Origin of the sequence: Pseudomonas sp. (assembly GCF_030683065.1) — a bacterium.
Lineage (GTDB): Bacteria > Pseudomonadota > Gammaproteobacteria > Pseudomonadales > Pseudomonadaceae > Aquipseudomonas.
In genome coordinates, this window is record NZ_JAUXMX010000031.1 from 68,483 (window position 1) to 85,706 (window position 17,224).

Genomic DNA, 17,224 nt, shown 5'->3' on the forward strand with positions numbered 1-17,224 from the left:
GATGGCGTTTACCGTCGAACTGGAAGAGTGGGTGGGCAGCGTCTGGCACCGCTTTATCACCCGCCGCGCCAGTCCGGATTTTCCCGAGGCACGGGTCGAGCTGGCCAGCATGCAGCGGCCCCTGGCGTTGCTGTTCCGCGCCATGGGCGGTGCCAGCGGGGTCGGGGTGCAGGCCGCCAGCCCGCGCGACCTGATGTTGCGGCGCAGTGTGCTGCAACAGGTGGCCGGCACCTGCAAGCAACTACCGGTGGCCTGGTGTGATGCCAACAACCTGCGCCTGCCGCCAAGCCTGGCGGTGTACCCCGAGGTCGCGCTGAATCAGGATCTCTATCGCTGGCTGGCGCTGTTGGCTGCGCAAGCGGGGGAGATGCGCCACTGGGCGCGCGATAACCAGCGCTGGACCCGGCAACTACTGGAAGCCTACCCGGCCTTGCGCCCGCGCTACCAGCGCCTGGTCGAGGCCCATCTGCAGGTGCGCCCGGACCTCGCGTCGTTGGGTAAGGGCGAGGCCGAGCTGGAGATCGCGCTCTGTCAGGCCCTGCGCGAGCCGGGCAGTGTCGAGCACTTCCCACGCAGCGAGCTGGCCCCCTGGCCATTGCCGCTGTGGCTGTACCCGGCGGAAAACCTCGGCGAACCCCAGGCCTGCGAGCTGGGCGAGGACAGTGAGGGCAATCTGCTGACCCCGCCGGGCGAAAGCAAGGGCGGCCCCAAGCGCGCCAAGCGGGTCGAGGAGAGCACCCGCAAGGGCGGCCTGATGATCTTTCGCCTGGAAAACCTGTTCAGCTGGTCCGAGCATATAGAGCTGGATCGCTGCACCGACGACAGCGAAGACCTGGACGCCGCACGGGTCGCCGAGGATCTCGACGAACTGGCGCTGTCCAAGCAGCGCCTGCGCAAGGGCGGCGGGCTCAAGCTGCACCTCGATCTGCCGCCGGCGGATGTCGACGACATTCCGCTGGGCGAGGGCATCAAACTGCCGGAGTGGGACTATCGCCAGCACAGCCTGCGCGAGGACTTCGTCAACCTGCAGATGATGGTGCCGCGCGGCAGCGAAGCGCAGCCCTTGCCGCCGCGCCTGGCACCATTGGCCAAGCGCCTGCGCCGGCAGTTCGAGCACCTGCGCAACGACCGTCAGTGGCTGCGTCAGCAACCCCAAGGCTCGGAGCTGGATATGCAGGCCTGGCTGGATTTTCATGTCGAGCGCCAGCATAGCCAGTGCGCCGAGCGCGGCCTGTTTATGGAGCAACGGCCAACCCGGCGCGACCTGGCCTGCCTGCTGCTGGCGGATGTGTCGATGTCCACCGATGCCCATCTGGACGATCAGCATCGGGTGATCGAGGTGATCAGCGACAGCCTGCTGTTGTTCGGCGAAACCCTGTCGGCGTTGGGTGACGATTTCGCCCTCTACGGCTTCTCGTCCCTGCGTCGCCAGCAGGTGCGCATGCTCGAACTGAAATCCTTCAAGCAGCGCTACGACGACAATACCCGCGGGCGCATTCAAGCCCTCAAGCCCGGCTATTACACCCGGATGGGCGCGGCCATCCGCCAGGCCAGCGTGCTGCTCGGTGCCTGCAAGCAGCGGCGCAAGCTGCTGTTGTTGGTGACCGATGGCAAGCCCAATGATCTGGATCTCTACGAGGGCCGTTACGGCGTGGAAGACACCCGCGAAGCGGTGCTGCAGGCGCGGCGCCAGGGCCTGTTGCCGTTCTGCATCACCATCGACAGCCAAGCCGGCGATTACCTGCCGTACATGTTCGGCGCCAATGGCTACACCCAGATCCGCCAACCGCAACAATTGCCGCTACGCCTGCCGCAGTTATATCGGCAATTGACCCAGGCGTAGCCAATCGCGGCCAAGGCCCCTCCCACAGGAGTGCTGCGTTGCTCTTGTAGGAGGGGCCTTGGCCGCGATTATCGAAGCGTAAGTTGGCTCGTAAGGTCAGGCGATGCTGCGCGGCAACCAGACGACCATCACTGCGCAAAATACCGTCAAGCCGATGCAGAACCACATAAACCGCCGTTGCCGACGTTCGCCCGCGCCGTCGGCAAGCGCCGGCAGCGGCATGCCGCAATTGCCGCACTCGGCTTGCTGGGGGGGATTGTCTTGTTGGCAATACAGGCATTTAGGCATGCTGACTGCTCACTGCTGAAGACCGAGGCTTCACTCGAACTGCTCCAGGCACAGGCGATCGAGAATCACGATCTGCCGACCTTCCTGGGTAATGATGTCCTCGTCGATCAGGCGGCGCATGATCCGTGAGAAGGTCTCCGGCTGGATCGACAGGTGCCCGGCAATCAGCTGCTTGGCCATTGGCAGTTCGAAGCTGTTGCTCGCGTCCGGCTGGCGCGCGAGCTGGGTGATCAGGTAACGCACCACGCGGTGGGTGGCGTTTTTCAGCGACAGGGTTTCGATCTCGTTGACCCGCTGGTGCAGGCGCACGCAGAGCTTGCCGAGCAGGGCAAAGGTCAGCCGGCTGTTGCTCTGCAGCAAGCGCATATAGGTGCTGTTGGCGATGCGGTAGAGCTGGGTAGGACACACCGCCTCGGCCGAGGCGACGTAATTGGGCGTGTCCATCAGCATCATGGCTTCGGCGAAGGTTTGCCGATTGCCTATGACCTCGAACACCTTCTCCTGCCCGTCCGGCGTGAGGCGGTAGATCTTCACCGCGCCGGCGATGACGAAATAGAACGAATGGGCCGGCTCGCCCTGGCGAAACAAGGGCTCGCCCTTGTCGAGGCTGAGCAGCTGGCTGGTGCTCATCAGTTCATCCATCTGCTCTTCATTCAACGGCTCGAACAAATGATGACTGCGAAGAATCTGGTGATGAACGCGATGAAGCACCATAAAGGACATCCTGATTGTGTGGCGTGAAGGTCGGCCCTGGGCGACCTGGAGTCTGGCCTGTCAACGTGACGGGGCAGGCTCGGTCTTGCGTGGTACGAGGTACTAGACAACCCGGATGGCGGGCTGTTGTAACTCAATGCTGCTCGGGCACGGCCAGCGCTTGCCAAGCAGGATCGTCGAACAGCTGCGGATAGCGGTTGAGTGTCACCAGTAAATGCAACATGGCCTGTTTACGGTCGGCATCAGCACGCAAGGCTTCGCTGCCTTGCAGCAGTTCACCGAGCAGGCCGTGCAGCGTCGCATCGGCTTTTTCCGGCAGGGTGCAGTGGCTGATCATCGAGGCAACCTCGGTTTCTATGGCCTGTGACAGCTCGGTGGCCTGGGCATCACTGATGGGCGCCTGACTTATCGGCAACGCCTGCTCAAGCGCTTTACGGATGTGCGCCATGCCCTCACGCAAGGGTGCATCGGTGGCCCATTTCTGCCCTGGCGGCGGCAGTGGCAGATGCTCGCTGGCACCGTGATGGTGGTCGATGCTGGCGGCCAGGGCCATGTTGGTGACGACGCTCAGGGCGATGCCACTGGCCATGGCCACTACCGAGGTCAGGACCAGGTACCAGGCTAGTGGTTGCAGAACTTTTTTCATGGAGACTCCCGGTATGGTGGTCATGCAACTCATGTCGCGGTCATGGAGAACCATCCATGCTTATCCTTCTATAAACCGCGCGCAATATGCAAGTTATTGAATTTAAAGGTTTAATTGCTGTAAATTATGAATGTGACGGCGCCATTGCAGGGTTGTAAATACCAGCCGGGGCGCTTTAACCATAAGGCCAGTGTCGAGCCGCTCACTTCGACGCTTGGGTGTCTGCGGCTCGATTCGGCAGTGCCTGGTGCGCCGCAAATCCGGCTTGCGCGCCCCCCGGTTGGTCGAGACCGCTGGCGATGATGCGGCTCATGTCCTCGAACAGCGCGTCGGCTTCTGCCGTGCTGCAATCTTCCCGGTAGCGTTTGCGCAGGCCATAGCAGCTCAGGGTGATATGTACGTCGGCGCCGATGCCGTGCTGGGCCAGGCAGGCGCTGGCGCAATGCAGGGGACAGCCGTCGATGGCCAGGATCGGTCGGCCCGAGCGGGCCTTGTTCACCAGCGCCTGAACATGGCCACCGACGCCTGCGATGCAGGACATCTCCGCCAGACCTGCACGATCCAGGCGCACGGCGACGGTATTGGCCAGCTGTGCCACGTTGGAGCAGCCCGAGCAGGCGTAAACCAGGGGGAGAGTTGTCTTGGACATTACGCACGCCCTCCAAGCGTCAAAAGTCTGCTTAGTCTGAACCACGTGCGGCAGCTGACGTTGACCAGAGTCAATTCTGGATTTGTGGCCTACTAGTCTTCGTAATTGCTCAGCCCCTGCAGGTCGATGATCTCGATGCGTCGACGCTGTACGGCAATCACACCCGAGTCGATCAGCCGATGCAGGATGCGCGAGAAGGTTTCCGGTTGGATGCCCAGCTTGGAGGCAATCAAGCGCTTCGGTACATCGAGCATGATCACCCCGTTACCTTCTTCCTGGGCCTGGGCCAGAAAACGTCTAACCCGGTGGCTCGCATTGGCCAGGGTCAGGGTGTCGATTTCGTTCAGCCGCTGGTGCAGGCGAATGCTCAGGGTGGCGAGAATATCCAGGCAGATACTCGGATGCTCTTCCAGCAGCCGCCGGTACTGTGCGCCGTGCAGGCTGGCGATCTGGCAAGTCTTCAGTGCAGTGGCGCTGACCGGGTAGTGCGGCACGCCAGTGAACAGCAGCGCCTCGGCAAAGGATTCACCGGCGCGGATGATTTCAACCAGTTTTTCCTGACCGTCGCAGACCACTCGATGCAGTTTCACCTGGCCGCTGAAGACAACGTAGAAACGATCGGCCTTGTCGCCCTGGTGGAACAGCGAGGCCCCCGCAGGCAATCGCTTGAGATTGGCCGCGGCGCACACATCCTGCAGTGCCGCCTCCGGCAGCCTGCTGAATAAATGATGGCGGCGCAACGCTGCGACTAGTGATGGTTCGGTCAGCATGGTCTCGCCCTCAACTCAGCGGGGGATTGCTCGGGCTTGCATGCTAGAGGCTCGATAGCCGCGGCTTCCTTGATTTCAAACAAGTCCAGATGCTGCGTGCCGGCAGGACGAGAGGAGGGTGCGTTCGGCGGCTGTCGATACCGCTCAACTCCAGCCCCAGAACTGCAACCACCAGCCATAGCCGACCCATGCCGAGGCCAGCAGCAGGCAGGTAAAAGCCGCGAGCCGGTTCAGCCCGCAGGCAGCATGCCGGCCAAGCACCTGCCAGCCGAGCCACAGGCTCCAGGCAATCGCGCCGACGAGCAGAGCGGCGCGGGTCGGTTGCGCCCAGGCCAGCGCCAGCCCCTCATAACGCAGCAGCTTGACGGTGGTGGCGCTAAGACCGAGAAACAACCCGCATGCGCCCAGCGGAATCAAGCTTAGCGCCAGGTGCTCGAAGACATTCCCGCTGCGCCCCACCACGTAGGCTGCCGCCCGCAACAACAACCACAGGCCGCCGCCGAGCAGCAACGTGCTGGCGCTGAGGTAAGTGAGGATCAGCAGGCCGTCGAGCCAGTTGAACAGGTCGTTGGCCTGCGGGTAATGGGTCAGCAGCCACCAGGGTGCATCGGCCTGTAGCGGCCAGTAGATGTCGCGTTCGACCAACCAACTGGCCGTTGCCTGCTTGAGCGCGATAAACCAGGGGCTGACCGTCCACTGGAAAGCGCCCATGGCCAGGCCAATCACGCCAAACAACAGCAGGCGGCTGTCCCAATGGCCGGCATGGCGGACGCCGACTATCAGCACTTCGTCGTTTACCGAGCGCACACTCAGACGCACTGCATCGCGTTGTCCGCTGCAGCGTCCGCAGGCATGGCAATCGGCGCCGCCTTGCATGCGGCGAATATCCAGCAGTGGCGCGCAGTTGGGCGGCGGTTGGCGGGGTGGCGGATTGTCCAGCCAGCGCTGTTCGTCGACCTTGTAGTGCAGCGGCGCCAGGCGGGCGAGGAGGGCGAACACACCGCTGACCGGGCACAGATAGCGGCACCAGACACGCTTGCCGCGGCCATAGAGAAAACCCACCAGCATCGCCGCCACGGTCGAGCCGCCAAGAATCAGCAAGGCCGCCTGGGCATAGTCGTAGACGCTGATCAACTGGCCATAAACAGTGGTGAGGATAAACGCCAGGGTCGGCCAACCGCCCCAGCGGATCCAACGCGGCGTGCCACGGCCCAGGCCACGCCAGCTGATCCACTCGCTGAGCGCGCCTTCGGGGCAGAGCACGCCGCACCAGAGCCGACCGAACAGCACGACTGAGAGCAGCACGAAGGGCCACCAGAGACCCCAGAAAATGAACTGGGCGAGCAGGGTCAGGTTGTCGAAAATGCGTGCCTGGCTGTCCGGCAGAGGCAGCAGCGCCGGGGTGACCAGTAGCAGACCATAGGCGACTATCACCGCCCACTGCAGGCCGCGGATCAGCCGGCCATGTCGGCGCAAGGCGTCGCCAAAGCCCCCAATCACAGTGTTCACAGACATCGCGATCTCCCAGACGCGCTCGACTCAATAACCGCCTTTTTTGCCGATACCGGCGTAGGTGAACGCGTAGTGCAGTTCGCAGCGCTCGAACCAGGGCGCCACACCGGTTTCCTTGTCGGTGTGCCGGCCAAACATGGCGTGCGCGCCACCCGGCGGCAGGATGCTGTAGGTCAAGCGGTACTTGCCGGGGCCGAATAGCTTGAGGTTATCGCCGTAGTGCGGGCCGTCGTTGGCGACCATGGGGTGAAAGTCGCCCTTGAGTTCTTCGTCGCTACCGACCTTGCGCAGCACAAAGGAGACATTCAGGTAGGGCACGAAGCTGCCTTCCTGAAAGCCGTGGGGATTGTTCTTCAGGGCGCTGATATCGGCTTCCAGGTGCACGTCGGAGTCGGCGCTGGGGCGCATCATGCCCGGAGGGTCCATTTCTATCGGTTGCAGGTACACGGCTCCCACCGCCATACCGGCGCATTGCTGGGGCTCGCCGATGGTGTATTCCTTGGCCTGGGCGAGTGTCGCTACCAGTAGCAGGGCAAGTGAGAAGGGCAGTTGGGCGCGCATTGACGTTTTCCTCTGAGCGTTGGCTTGGTTGCGGCCTAGCTTAGGTCTTCACGAATTAATGATAATGATTAGCGTCAAGATTCGGGCTTATGCAGGCAAGGTAGTTGAGCCAGATCAACGTTGTATGGAGTACCAATCAAGAGGTATGGCGACGGGCCTGCAGTTGCTAGAACCTGGCAACCTGTCAACCATGCGCCCCTCGCTGCAGGCCCAGCCTGCGAGCTGTCGATGCTGGACCGCCAATCGATAGGGGCTGCCACCGAAGCAGGAACCGCATATGCACCACAAACAACTTACAGCCTCGACTCTGGCTCGCCTGCATCAGAACCAGGTCGCTCTGGGGGAAGCCGTCTGGCAGCTGGCCAAGTGGATCGAGCAGCGTGGCTCAACGGAGGTGGCCCAGGGCGTGCGGGCGCAACTGCTGTTAATGACGCAGAACTCGGCATTGATCAACCAGGCGCTCAGCGAGCTGATCGAGAGTCAGCTCGACACATGAGTCGCACAGGGTCCGTGTGCACCTGAGGTTTGGATCATTGCAGTCGAGGCAATGCACAAGGGGGCATTCGCCAGGGGAAGAGGGCGGGCACTTATCGTGCGAACTACCCATCGAGATCAAAGACACTGCAGAAACTCCGGCGCATGGTTGATCCAGGCGCGCAAGCTGGAGCATGACAATGACTCGCGACGAAATACTGGAAATCCCCATCCGCGACAGAGTAAGCGCTGGCCAGGCGCTGGCACGCCTGCTGGGCGCTTATCGTCGGCGCCCTGACGTGATCGTGCTGGCTTTGCCGCGCGGTGGTGTGCCCGTGGCGTACGAGATCGCCAAGGCACTGCAGCTGCGTTTGGACCTGATGCTGGTGCGCAAACTCGGCGTGCCCGGTCACGCCGAGCTGGCCATGGGTGCCATCGCCAGTGGTGACGTGCGGGTGCTCAATCGCGATGTGCTGGCAGCGTTGCATATCGATGGCGCCACCGTCGACGCCGTGGCCGCCAGGGAAAGCCTGGAGTTGCAGCGCCGTGACCGTGCCTACCGCGGCGAGCGACCGCCTCCGCTGCTGGATGGGCAGCAGGTAATTCTGGTCGACGATGGTCTGGCTACCGGTGCCACCATGCACGCTGCGGTCGAGGCGGTACGCCAGCAATCGCCCGCGCGGATTGTAGTTGCCGTACCCGTGGCGCCGCCCGACAGCGTGGCGCTGCTGCGTCGGCAGGTCGATGAAGTCATCTGCCCGTTCATGCCCGAGTCGTTCACCGCCATTGGCCGCTGGTACGTGGACTTTTCCCAGACCTCGGATCAGCAGGTACAGAGCCTGCTGCACCAGGCCTGGCAGCGCGAGCAAGAACAATAATTGCAGCAGCGAAGGAGGCTAACGCCATGCAAGCAATAGTGTCGCGAACCTTGACGCTGCCCGTGAGCGATGCCGAATTGACCGCCGATTTGCTGCTGCCGGCCGAAGCCATCGGCCTGGTGGTGTTTGTCCATGGCAGCGGCAGCAGTCGGCTCAGTCCGCGCAATCTGCAGGTCGCGCATTATTTCAATGACCTGGGCTTGGCGACCCTGCTGTTCGACTTGCTGACTGCACAAGAAGAACGCGTGGATCGACTCAGTGCCGAGTATCGCTTCGATATCCCGCGCCTGAGTCAGCGCTTGGTTGGGGTAGTCGACTGGCTTACGGGCAATGCCGACTTCGCCGCCCTGCGCATCGGCCTGTTTGGTGCCAGCACCGGCGCAGCGGCGGCACTGATTACAGCTGCGCAACGACCCCAGGCAGTGCATGCCGTGGTCAGCCGTGGCGGGCGCAGCGACTTGGCCGGTGAGGCGCTAGCGGGGGTGAGGGCAGCAACCTTGCAAATTGTGGGGGGCGCAGACCCGCAAGTAGTGCGTCTGAATCGTAAGGCAGCTCAGAAACTGCGTTGTGAGCAACAATTGGCAGTGGTACCGAGGGCTACACACCTGTTCGAGGAGACGGGTACGTTGGAACAAGTAGCCCTGCTGGCAGGTGACTGGTTCTGTCGACACCTACGCAAGAGTGGTCAATGACGCACAAGCATTAAGCGTGTCTGTTCACATGGTTTGTTGCTGCACCTCGATCTTGCCCAATCGATTCAAGGCCGTAGGTTGCATCAGGTGTAATTCGCGGCCCTTGATTTGCAGCAGGCCCAGCTGGCGAAAACGGCTAAACAGACGGCTGATTGTCTCGGTGGTCAAGCCCAGATAGTTGCCGATTTCGCCACGACTCATCGACAGGATGAAGCTCGTTGCCGAGAGGTTGCGCCGACTGTAGCGTTGCGAGAGGTTGAGCAGAAAAATGGCCAAGCGCTGCTCGGCACTCTCCCGGCTATGGCTGTAGTGCTGCTGCTCTTCATGCAGCTCACGGCTCAGGGTCTTCAGCAGCTGCTTTCTGAGGCTGGGAATGCTGCCCGCCAACTCTTCCAGGTCGGTTAGAGGAATGGTGCATACCAACGATGTCTCCAAAGCCACGGCATAGCTGGGGAAGCAGTGATTGCCAAAGGCATCCAGACCGACTAGCTCGCCGGGCAGGATAAAGCCGGTGATCTGCTCGCTGCCATCCTGATCCAGCAAGTAGGTTTTCAGTGCTCCCGAGCGCAGGGCATAGACCTGTTGCATGGCGTCGCCGGCCCGGAATAAGTGCTCGGCTTTGTGCAGGGGGCGATTGCGTTTAACGATACTTTCCAGCAACTCGACCTCACTGTGCGCCAGGCAACTGGGCAGACAGAGCCGGTTGAGGGTGCAGTCATGGCAATTCATCTGGATCTTTAATGCGGAGGTAAAGATGCTGTGACGACCATTGGCTGACATGATTCCATCCTTATATTTTTTTAAAAAACTGTTCTACATCAATGACTCTAGCTTTCTAATTTATTTATGCAGGAATTTAGTCGGATATTTGACTATCTTCAGCAGGCAGAGTGAAGGGCTACCTTCTGAAATCAGACCAAAGGTTGCAGTCGCGTTCATCGAGTGGTTCTGGGCACCGTGCGAGCAACAGGGGGTTCAGCGATATGGGGGGGGAGAGTTGCTGGGCGACCGTCGTGAGGATGAGTTATGGATCAGAGCAAGCTGCCGCTGCACACCGATAAAATCACCTCCCCAGGAGATGAAATCCATCGGGCTAGAGGCAAGATTGAGCATTTGCTGGAGCGTGCAGGAATCGGCCTCAATGGCAGCCAGCCGTGGGATGTGCGCGTGCTTGATCCGCGCGCTTATCCGCGCATTTTGTCCCAGGGCAATCTTGGGCTCGGCGAGACCTACATGGACGGCTGGTGGGAGTGCGAGCAGCTCGACGAATTTATTCATCGGGCGTTGCGTGCCAATCTCGAGGCGCAGGTCAGCGTCAGTTGGCAAGAAGCCTGGCAACTGTTGAGCGGCTTGCTGGCCAATCTGCAGTCCAAGGCTCGTGCCTACATGGTTGGCGAACGCCACTATGATCTTGGTAATCAGCTTTATCAGTGCATGCTCGATTCACGCATGACCTATACCTGCGGCTATTGGCGCAACGCTGCCGACCTCGAACAGGCGCAGGCCAACAAACTCGACCTGGTCTGCCGCAAGATCGGTTTGCAGCCTGGCGACCGCGTGCTCGATATCGGTTGCGGCTGGGGCAGTTTTGCCGAATTCGCAGCGCGCAATTATGCCGCCGAGGTGGTTGGCATCACCATTTCTCGCGAGCAAGCCGAGCTTGCCCGGCAGCGTTGTAGCGGTTTGCCTGTGGACATTCGCCTGCAGGATTACCGCGACCTGCGTGAAACCTTCGACCACATCGTTTCGCTCGGCATGTTCGAGCACGTGGGCTGGAAGAATTACCGCACGTATATGCAGGTCGTGCAGCGCTGCCTGCGCGACAAGGGCTTATTCCTGCTGCACAGCATCGGTGCTAACCAGAGCGGCCTGCACAGCGATGCCTGGATCAACCGGCATATTTTCCCCAATGGCGGCTTGCCGTCGATCGCACAGATCGGCAAGGCCATCGAACCCGATTGGGTGATGGAGGACTGGCATAATTTTGGCGCCGACTACGACCTTACCCTGATGGCCTGGTATGCCAATTTCGAGCAGCACTGGGCCGAACTGGCGCCGCACTATGACCAGCGCTTCTATCGTATGTGGCGCTATTACCTGCTGACCTGCGCAGGGGCATTCAGGGCGCGCAACCTTCAGCTGTGGCAGATCGTTCTGTCCAAGGGCGGCGTGGCAGACGGCTATCGTTCGCTGCGCTGAACGGAACAACCGCTGCTCTAAGGAAGACGCCAGGGAACCGCCATTTCCGGGCTGACCCTCAGTGTGACCTGGGCCAAACCAGCGCAAAGCTGCTCTCGCTGGTGGGGCGTACGGTGCAAGCGAATTGCGCCGACTCACGCTGCAGGGTGTCCTGCAGCCACTGGCGATCCATGCCTTTGGCCCGATGGATACTCAGCTGGCGCTGACAGATCGGCAACAATTCCAGCGCCAGCAGGCGGCCATCTCTAGCCAAGTCGGCAAAATACAGCAGGCCCAGATCGCCACGGTAAGCCGCGTGACCATCAATACCTTCATAGTCATTTAGCAGGTCGCCACAGCCATAGATAATCAGACGCTGACGGTAAACTTCCAGGCCCTTGATGTGGTGCGACGAATGGCCATGCACCAGATCTACCCCGGCTTCGTCAATCAGCCCATGGGTAAAGCGTTGTTGCGCAGGCGCCACGGCAAACCCCCAGTTACCGCCCCAGTGCAGGGAGACCAGCACTCGGTCACCGGGTTGTTTGAACGCCCGAATGTGCTGGGCGATGCGCTGCACGCTGCGCGGCGACAGGTCGTCGAGGCGCGCAACCCCGGGGCGCTGCTCGCTGGCCGCCCAGTCCGGCGGCACCCCGCAGTCGCCTGTGGCATAGGCGAACACCAGCAGGCGCCCGTCATCGGCCAGCGGCACAATCGCAGGCGCCAAGGCGCTGGCCAGGTCGAGACCGGCACCGGCATGCCGCAAGCCATGACCATCAAGGCTGGCCAGAGTCTCGGCCAAGCCGGCTTCGCCCCAGTCCAGCACATGGTTGTTGGCCAGCACGCAGCAGTCGATCCCGGCCACTTCGAGTACCGGCAGATTGGCCGGATTCATTCGGTAGTTGATGCCTTTGGGCTGCGGCCAACCGTTGCAGGTGACTGCGGTCTCCAGGTTGACCAGGCGCACATCCGGGCGGCGCTGCCTGAGCGCCTCCAGAACCATGCCCCAGACATAGGCATAATCCACCGGCTGGGGTATCACACCGTTACGCCGCTCTGCCAGTCGCACATAGTCCCGAGCATCCTTAACGTAGGCTTCAGAAATATGAGGGTCGCCAGGGTGCGGCAGAATTTGGTCGATGCCGCGGGCACACATCAAGTCACCCGCCAGAAACAGCCGCACAGCAGAGGGGTTGCCAGGCATACGGACCTCCAATTCCGATAAGTCCTGCACGCTATAGCTGGGCGCATGGGCGGGTCTTGATCTGGATCAGGCGGCGGCGAGGCGTACAGTCTATTCCTCCACAAGGCCACCGCTAGGCGCTGCAAAGCTGGCGGGTTGTCGCTGCTCGCCGAACAGAACGCAGGACGGGCGAGGGCTTTGCACCATCGCTCATCCTTGCAGAACATAGTGCTCGGCCAGCATGGCCACCACCGCTGCGCTGCTGTCGATGATCTGCAGCCGCCGGGCAGCCAGCGTGGGCTCCAGACGAAACGGTGGCACGCTGTCGCAGATGACAATGGCTTCCAGCAGGGGGCTGTCGAGCAGTGCGCTGCCGCCGGTAAACAGACCGTGCACCGCGGCGGCGAAGATCCGTGTTGCGCCGGCAACCTCGCAGGCCTGGGCGGCGCGCAGCAGGGTGCCACCGGTACTGATCAGGTCATCAACAATGATCGCGGTCTTACCACCCACGTCGCCGACCAGCAGGGCGCCAGTGACCACATCATTACTGCGGTATTTTTCCATGTAGGCGCTACCCACCGCTCGACCGATGCGTCGTTGCAAGGCCTGGCGAAATTGCTCGGCGCGCTTGGCCCCACCAGCATCCGGGGACACGGCCACCACTTGCTCGCCGGCACCAAGACGCTCGGCGAAGTGCTCGGCAAACAGTTCGGCACCTTGCAGGTGCTGGGTGGGGATGCGAAAGGCGTTGTCGAAGGCTGCGTCGTTATGTACTTCCAGGGCCAGCAAGCGGTCGACGCCACAAGCCTCCAGCAGTGTGGCGACATAGCGACTGATGATGGGGTCCTGGGGCTGGGTGCGGCGTTCCTTGCGCGCATAGCACAGGTAGGGCGTGACCAGGTGTACCTGACGAGCGCCGGCATCTTTCAATGCACCGCAGAAGAACAACAGGCGGCAGAGCTTGTCGTTGACGCTGTACTCGGCATCACCGTAGAGCGAATGAAACACCAGCACCTGGCGGCCGTCGACCGGTTGCAGCGGACGACTCTTGTGCTCGCCATCCTCAAACGATCGTTCTTCATGGGCCGCCAGTGGGTAACCGAGTCGCTGGGCTACACGGGCGGCATATTGCTGGCTGCCATCCAGGGCGAACAGCAGGGGACTCTCTCTAGGCATGAGCCTGTGCTCCTGAACGTCAGTCGTTGATCCGGCGGCGGCGCGGCGCGTGCAGATAAGCCTTGGCTTGCAGGAGCAGCGCCTGCGCCTGCTTGGCTTTTGCCGCACGCATGTGCGCCTCGGGCAGGCGCACGGCGCTGCAGGCCAGGGTGAAACAGCGGGTGGCTGCGCGCAGCGAGAGAAATAGCGGCAGCAGGCGGCAGTCTTCGGCCAGGGGGCTGTGCTCCAGATAACTGTGCAACAGCCTGTCGGCATGACCCGCCAGGTCATGCTGACGCAGATCCATCAACACAAACGCAAGGTCGTAGAGCACGTCGATGCACGCGATCTGCTCGCTGAATTCGATACCGTCGAAAAGGGTCGGTTGGCCCTTGTACAGGCAGATATTGGCCAAACGCAGATCACCGTGACAGCAGCGCACCCGACCCTCGCGGCGGCGTTGCTCGAGGATTCCAGACAGTTCATCGAGGGCGGCTAACGAGGCATCGTGCACGTCGTGCACCGTAACCGGGTCGAGCAGTGCCTGGTAGTGGCTCAGCTCACGGTGATTGTCCTCAATAGCCTGGCGGATACCTGCCACGCCGCCAAAGGCATGAGTCAGTTCGGCACTGGCATGAAAACGGGCGATCTCCGCTCCCAAACTGTCCATCAGCGCCAGGGTCAAGCGCCCATCCAGCGCCATGCGTTCGAGCAGCGCATCCTGGGCAAAGCGGCGCATCACCACCACCCAGTCGAGTACCTGGCCACCGCCATTGAATCTCAGGCCCCCGTCGGCAGCACGGTTGATCGAACGTACCTCAAGATAGAGCTCAGGAGCGGTGCGCCGGTTGAGGCGCAGTTCGGCTTGGCAGGCACGTTCGCGGCTGTCCAGGCTGAGAAAGTCGAGGGCCGCATAAGCGATAGCGCGTTTGAGTTTGTAAGCACGCTGGCCGTGCAGAAAAATCAGCGAGCCGTGAGTCTCGATCAGCTCCACCACATTCCCAGGCGCGCCATAGCTCTCCGGACGAGAGAGAAAAGCGATGACTTCCTGCTGAGCATTCATCGGCACCTCGATACGATCAACGCGGTCAACGGCTGTGTGCAGTCGTCTGCCAGCCAGGCAAATACCCTTGAATACGGTTTAAGCCAGCAGCATGCGCGCCTGGATAGCCGGTCGATATTGATATTGATCAAGCCGCAAAAGGTTCATGGCCGGCAGGTGACTGCGGCAGACGGTCAGCTCAGAGCGCTAACGAGGCGCTTTGATGTAAATCAAAGTGGCCGTGATGCGCGCGGCGCACTTTGTCGTACAGCAGGCTGTGGCTAGGCGCAGTCAACACCTGCAATCACGCGCATAAAAAGCCAATTGTTTGGAGGTGCTCATGGGGCAATATCAACGTCTGTTTCTCATCGCCGACCGGGAAATGCGTCATTCGTCCGGGCTTCAGCGTGCTGCCGCATTGGCCATCGCCAGTGGCGCCGCGTTGCATATCGCCGCCTTCGTCGAGCCCTTTTCCACCCTCGCGCTACTGGACAAGAGCATCCAGGAGAAAACCCGCGAGAGCTATTTGCAGGAGCACCGCGAATGGCTCAAGGATGAAGCCGAGTTGCTGCGCAGCAAAGGCATCAAGGTCACCACCGAAGCGGTGTGGACCAACCATGCACTGGAGGAAATCCTCCTGCACGCAGCAGAAATTCAGGCGGATCTGCTGATCAAGGACCTGCAGCACGAACCGGCGCTTAAGCGTGCGTTTATCACCCCGCTGGACTGGCGCCTGCTGCGCGACTCGCCGATGCCGGTGCACCTGGTCAGCACGCTCGGCAATCCGCTGCCACGCCGGGTGGTCGCCGCAGTCGACCCATCGCGCGCTGAAGCGCAGGAAAGCGGCCTCAACCAACGGATAATCGAGGCCGCCAATGGCCTGGCCCTGCAATGCGATGCCGAGTTGCACGTGCTGCATACCTACGACCCTTCGCTGGCTTATCTGACCAACGTGGTAGCGGGCAGCGTGTCGCGCGGCGGGGATCTGGCGGCAGAATTACGCAGCAAACTGCAAACCGGTTTCAATGCGTTGGCCGACGATTACAGTGTGCCGGCTGAGCGCCGCCATTTCATTATCGGCTCGCCAATCAGTGCCATCGCCGACTTCGCCCGGTTAAATGAGACCGACGTAATCGTCATGGGCACTGTCCAGCGCAAAGGGCTCGACAAGCTGATCGGCAGCACTACCGAACATATCCTTTATCAAGTGCCGTGCAGCATTTTGGCGGTCAAGGCTTAACCACGCGGGGGGATTGGTCTCTTGTAGGATGCGGTTGAGCGCAGCGATACCCATCGTGTCACTGCGTAGCGCGATCGCCTGCACTTGCCCCGCGGCCCAACGGCAGGTGGCTATGGGTGGTGATGGGTATCGCTGCGCTCAACGCCATCCTACGGGGCTGTGCGCAAGCAGCTCAGCGCGGTGGTCTGGACAAGCTGATCGGTAGCACCAAGGAACATATCCTTTATCAAGTGCCGTGCAGCATTTTGGCGGTCAGGGCTTAACCACGCGGGGGATTGGTCTCTTGTAGGATGCGGTTGAGCGCAGCGATACCCATCGTGTCACTGCGTAGCGCGATCGCCTGCACATGCCCCGCGGGCCAGCGGCAGCTGGGTATGGGTGGTGATTCAACGCCATCCTACGGGGCTGCGCGCAAGCCGTTTTAACCAAAAAAAGGGCTATGTCCCAATAGCGTGTTGCATGGGAGATTCAGGCCTAAGCCCTTTTCGCACAGCTGGCAACGGGTAGGGTGACGCGGGGCCGCCCAGGCCGTGCGCACCAACGCAGGCAACGAACACTGGTGCGCACGGCGCACCCTACAGACCCAGACCACCTCAAATGCTGTGGCGATAACTGAACGCAACACGCTATTGGTACATAGCTAAAAACAAGCCCCTGCGCGTTGCCGCCAGGGGCTTCGGTCATTGCCAGCACTCAGCTGACTTTTATGTCGATGTGCTTTTCCGGTTTTATAGCTTCTGGCTTCTTCGGCAGGCTGATGGTCAAGACACCCTTGCTGAAATGCGCCTCGATTTTTTCGGCATCGACGCCCTTGGGCAGGTTGAAGATGCGTTCGAAGGAGCCGTAGTGCCGCTCGGAGAGGTAGTAGTCCTTCTTTTTCTCCTCGGTTTGTTCCCTCTTCTCGCCCTTGATCACCAGGTTGCCGTTGGACAGTTTGATCTCGATGTTCTTCTCATCCATACCGGGCAATTCGGCGGTGATTTCGAAGCTTTTCTCCTTTTCCGCGATATCCACGGCAGGGATGCCATGGCCCATCAGCTCGCGTCTAAAGAATGGCTCGACGTCGAGCATCCTGCGGCCGAAGGGCAGCTGCAGCGGGCTGTGGGAGAAGTCCTCGAACAGATGATCAATCTGCTGACGCAGGTTGGCCAATGGGTGCCAAGGCTTCGCCAACGCCGAGCGCTTGCTCTGCGTGTCATCGGCGGTTACCGGCATTTTCTTTTCAGAACTGGGCATTTCATTCCTCCTGAAGGTCGTCCGGGAGCGGACAAAATCGATTCTGCGAGCGCTCAAGGCCAGCAACTTTGATCTTGATCAAACCGACGCCCTTGCTTGCGGACACTGCACCGCGAATCGTTGATCTTGATCAAACGTGCGGCACGATCGGCGGCCTAGCCTG

Annotated in this window: 18 protein-coding genes; 6 read left to right on the forward strand and 12 right to left on the reverse strand. The window is 61.2% G+C overall.

Annotated features, from left to right (window positions below):
- Window position 1: 1 nt before the first annotated feature.
- On the forward strand, window positions 2-1,843 hold the full coding sequence (locus tag Q8K09_RS09455; protein WP_305254711.1) for a nitric oxide reductase activation protein NorD: 1,842 nt from the start codon (window positions 2-4) through the stop codon (window positions 1,841-1,843).
- 96 nt (window positions 1,844-1,939) lie between these two features.
- On the opposite strand, the gene Q8K09_RS09460 is transcribed toward Q8K09_RS09455, so the two are convergent.
- The 7 genes from Q8K09_RS09460 to Q8K09_RS09490 all read right to left on the reverse strand — a co-directional run bounded on the left by Q8K09_RS09460 (window position 1,940) and on the right by Q8K09_RS09490 (window position 6,983).
- Window positions 1,940-2,131: a DnrP protein gene (locus Q8K09_RS09460; protein WP_305254712.1), complete on the reverse strand. Its 192-nt coding sequence runs from the start codon at window positions 2,129-2,131 to the stop codon at window positions 1,940-1,942.
- A gap of 30 nt (window positions 2,132-2,161) precedes the next feature.
- The gene (locus tag Q8K09_RS09465; RefSeq protein WP_305254713.1) at window positions 2,162-2,845 is read right to left on the reverse strand and encodes a Crp/Fnr family transcriptional regulator; all 684 of its coding nucleotides are present in this window, start codon (window positions 2,843-2,845) and stop codon (window positions 2,162-2,164) included.
- Window positions 2,846-2,978: 133 nt separating this feature from the next.
- On the reverse strand, window positions 2,979-3,491 hold the full coding sequence (locus Q8K09_RS09470) for a DnrO protein (protein WP_305254714.1): 513 nt from the start codon (window positions 3,489-3,491) through the stop codon (window positions 2,979-2,981).
- Between the two features lie 202 nt (window positions 3,492-3,693).
- On the reverse strand, window positions 3,694-4,140 hold the full coding sequence (locus tag Q8K09_RS09475) for a putative zinc-binding protein (protein WP_305254715.1): 447 nt from the start codon (window positions 4,138-4,140) through the stop codon (window positions 3,694-3,696).
- Between the two features lie 92 nt (window positions 4,141-4,232).
- Window positions 4,233-4,910, reverse strand: coding sequence for a Crp/Fnr family transcriptional regulator (locus Q8K09_RS09480; RefSeq protein WP_305254716.1), 678 nt, complete (start codon window positions 4,908-4,910; stop codon window positions 4,233-4,235).
- Between the two features lie 144 nt (window positions 4,911-5,054).
- The gene (locus tag Q8K09_RS09485) at window positions 5,055-6,425 is read right to left on the reverse strand and encodes a 4Fe-4S binding protein (RefSeq protein ID WP_305254717.1); all 1,371 of its coding nucleotides are present in this window, start codon (window positions 6,423-6,425) and stop codon (window positions 5,055-5,057) included.
- 24 nt (window positions 6,426-6,449) lie between these two features.
- On the reverse strand, window positions 6,450-6,983 hold the full coding sequence (locus Q8K09_RS09490; RefSeq protein WP_305254718.1) for an iron transporter: 534 nt from the start codon (window positions 6,981-6,983) through the stop codon (window positions 6,450-6,452).
- 277 nt (window positions 6,984-7,260) lie between these two features.
- Between Q8K09_RS09490 and Q8K09_RS09495 the strand changes: the two genes are divergently transcribed.
- The 3 genes from Q8K09_RS09495 (at window position 7,261) to Q8K09_RS09505 (ending at window position 9,027) form a co-directional block, all read left to right on the forward strand.
- Window positions 7,261-7,479 carry a hypothetical protein gene (locus Q8K09_RS09495; protein ID WP_305254719.1) on the forward strand — a complete coding sequence of 73 codons (219 nt, stop codon included), beginning with the start codon at window positions 7,261-7,263 and terminating at the stop codon, window positions 7,477-7,479.
- 178 nt (window positions 7,480-7,657) lie between these two features.
- On the forward strand, window positions 7,658-8,335 hold the full coding sequence (locus Q8K09_RS09500; protein ID WP_305254720.1) for a phosphoribosyltransferase: 678 nt from the start codon (window positions 7,658-7,660) through the stop codon (window positions 8,333-8,335).
- A 26-nt stretch (window positions 8,336-8,361) separates the two neighbouring features.
- Window positions 8,362-9,027 carry a dienelactone hydrolase family protein gene (locus tag Q8K09_RS09505; RefSeq protein WP_305254721.1) on the forward strand — a complete coding sequence of 222 codons (666 nt, stop codon included), beginning with the start codon at window positions 8,362-8,364 and terminating at the stop codon, window positions 9,025-9,027.
- A 24-nt stretch (window positions 9,028-9,051) separates the two neighbouring features.
- On the opposite strand, the gene fnr is transcribed toward Q8K09_RS09505, so the two are convergent.
- Window positions 9,052-9,807 carry a fumarate/nitrate reduction transcriptional regulator Fnr gene (gene fnr / locus Q8K09_RS09510; protein WP_305254722.1) on the reverse strand — a complete coding sequence of 252 codons (756 nt, stop codon included), beginning with the start codon at window positions 9,805-9,807 and terminating at the stop codon, window positions 9,052-9,054.
- 246 nt (window positions 9,808-10,053) lie between these two features.
- Between fnr and cfa the strand changes: the two genes are divergently transcribed.
- Complete coding sequence (gene cfa / locus Q8K09_RS09515; RefSeq protein ID WP_305254723.1) at window positions 10,054-11,226, forward strand: cyclopropane fatty acyl phospholipid synthase; 1,173 nt, start codon at window positions 10,054-10,056, stop codon at window positions 11,224-11,226.
- Window positions 11,227-11,284: 58 nt separating this feature from the next.
- On the opposite strand, the gene Q8K09_RS09520 is transcribed toward cfa, so the two are convergent.
- From Q8K09_RS09520 to Q8K09_RS09530, 3 genes are all read right to left on the reverse strand, one after another.
- Entirely contained in the window at window positions 11,285-12,409 is a 1,125-nt protein-coding gene (locus tag Q8K09_RS09520; protein WP_305254724.1) for a CapA family protein, read from the reverse strand.
- A 189-nt stretch (window positions 12,410-12,598) separates the two neighbouring features.
- A complete protein-coding gene (locus tag Q8K09_RS09525) occupies window positions 12,599-13,564 on the reverse strand; it encodes a ribose-phosphate pyrophosphokinase (RefSeq protein ID WP_305254725.1) in 966 nt (321 codons plus the stop codon).
- 19 nt (window positions 13,565-13,583) lie between these two features.
- Window positions 13,584-14,606, reverse strand: a complete 1,023-nt coding sequence (locus Q8K09_RS09530) for a phosphotransferase (protein WP_305254726.1) — start codon at window positions 14,604-14,606, stop codon at window positions 13,584-13,586.
- A gap of 319 nt (window positions 14,607-14,925) precedes the next feature.
- Here Q8K09_RS09530 and Q8K09_RS09535 point away from each other — a divergent pair, with 319 nt between their 5' ends.
- On the forward strand, window positions 14,926-15,825 hold the full coding sequence (locus Q8K09_RS09535; protein WP_305254727.1) for a universal stress protein: 900 nt from the start codon (window positions 14,926-14,928) through the stop codon (window positions 15,823-15,825).
- A gap of 693 nt (window positions 15,826-16,518) precedes the next feature.
- On the opposite strand, the gene Q8K09_RS09540 is transcribed toward Q8K09_RS09535, so the two are convergent.
- Entirely contained in the window at window positions 16,519-17,061 is a 543-nt protein-coding gene (locus Q8K09_RS09540; RefSeq protein WP_305254728.1) for an Hsp20/alpha crystallin family protein, read from the reverse strand.
- Between the last annotated feature and the right edge of the window lie 163 nt (window positions 17,062-17,224).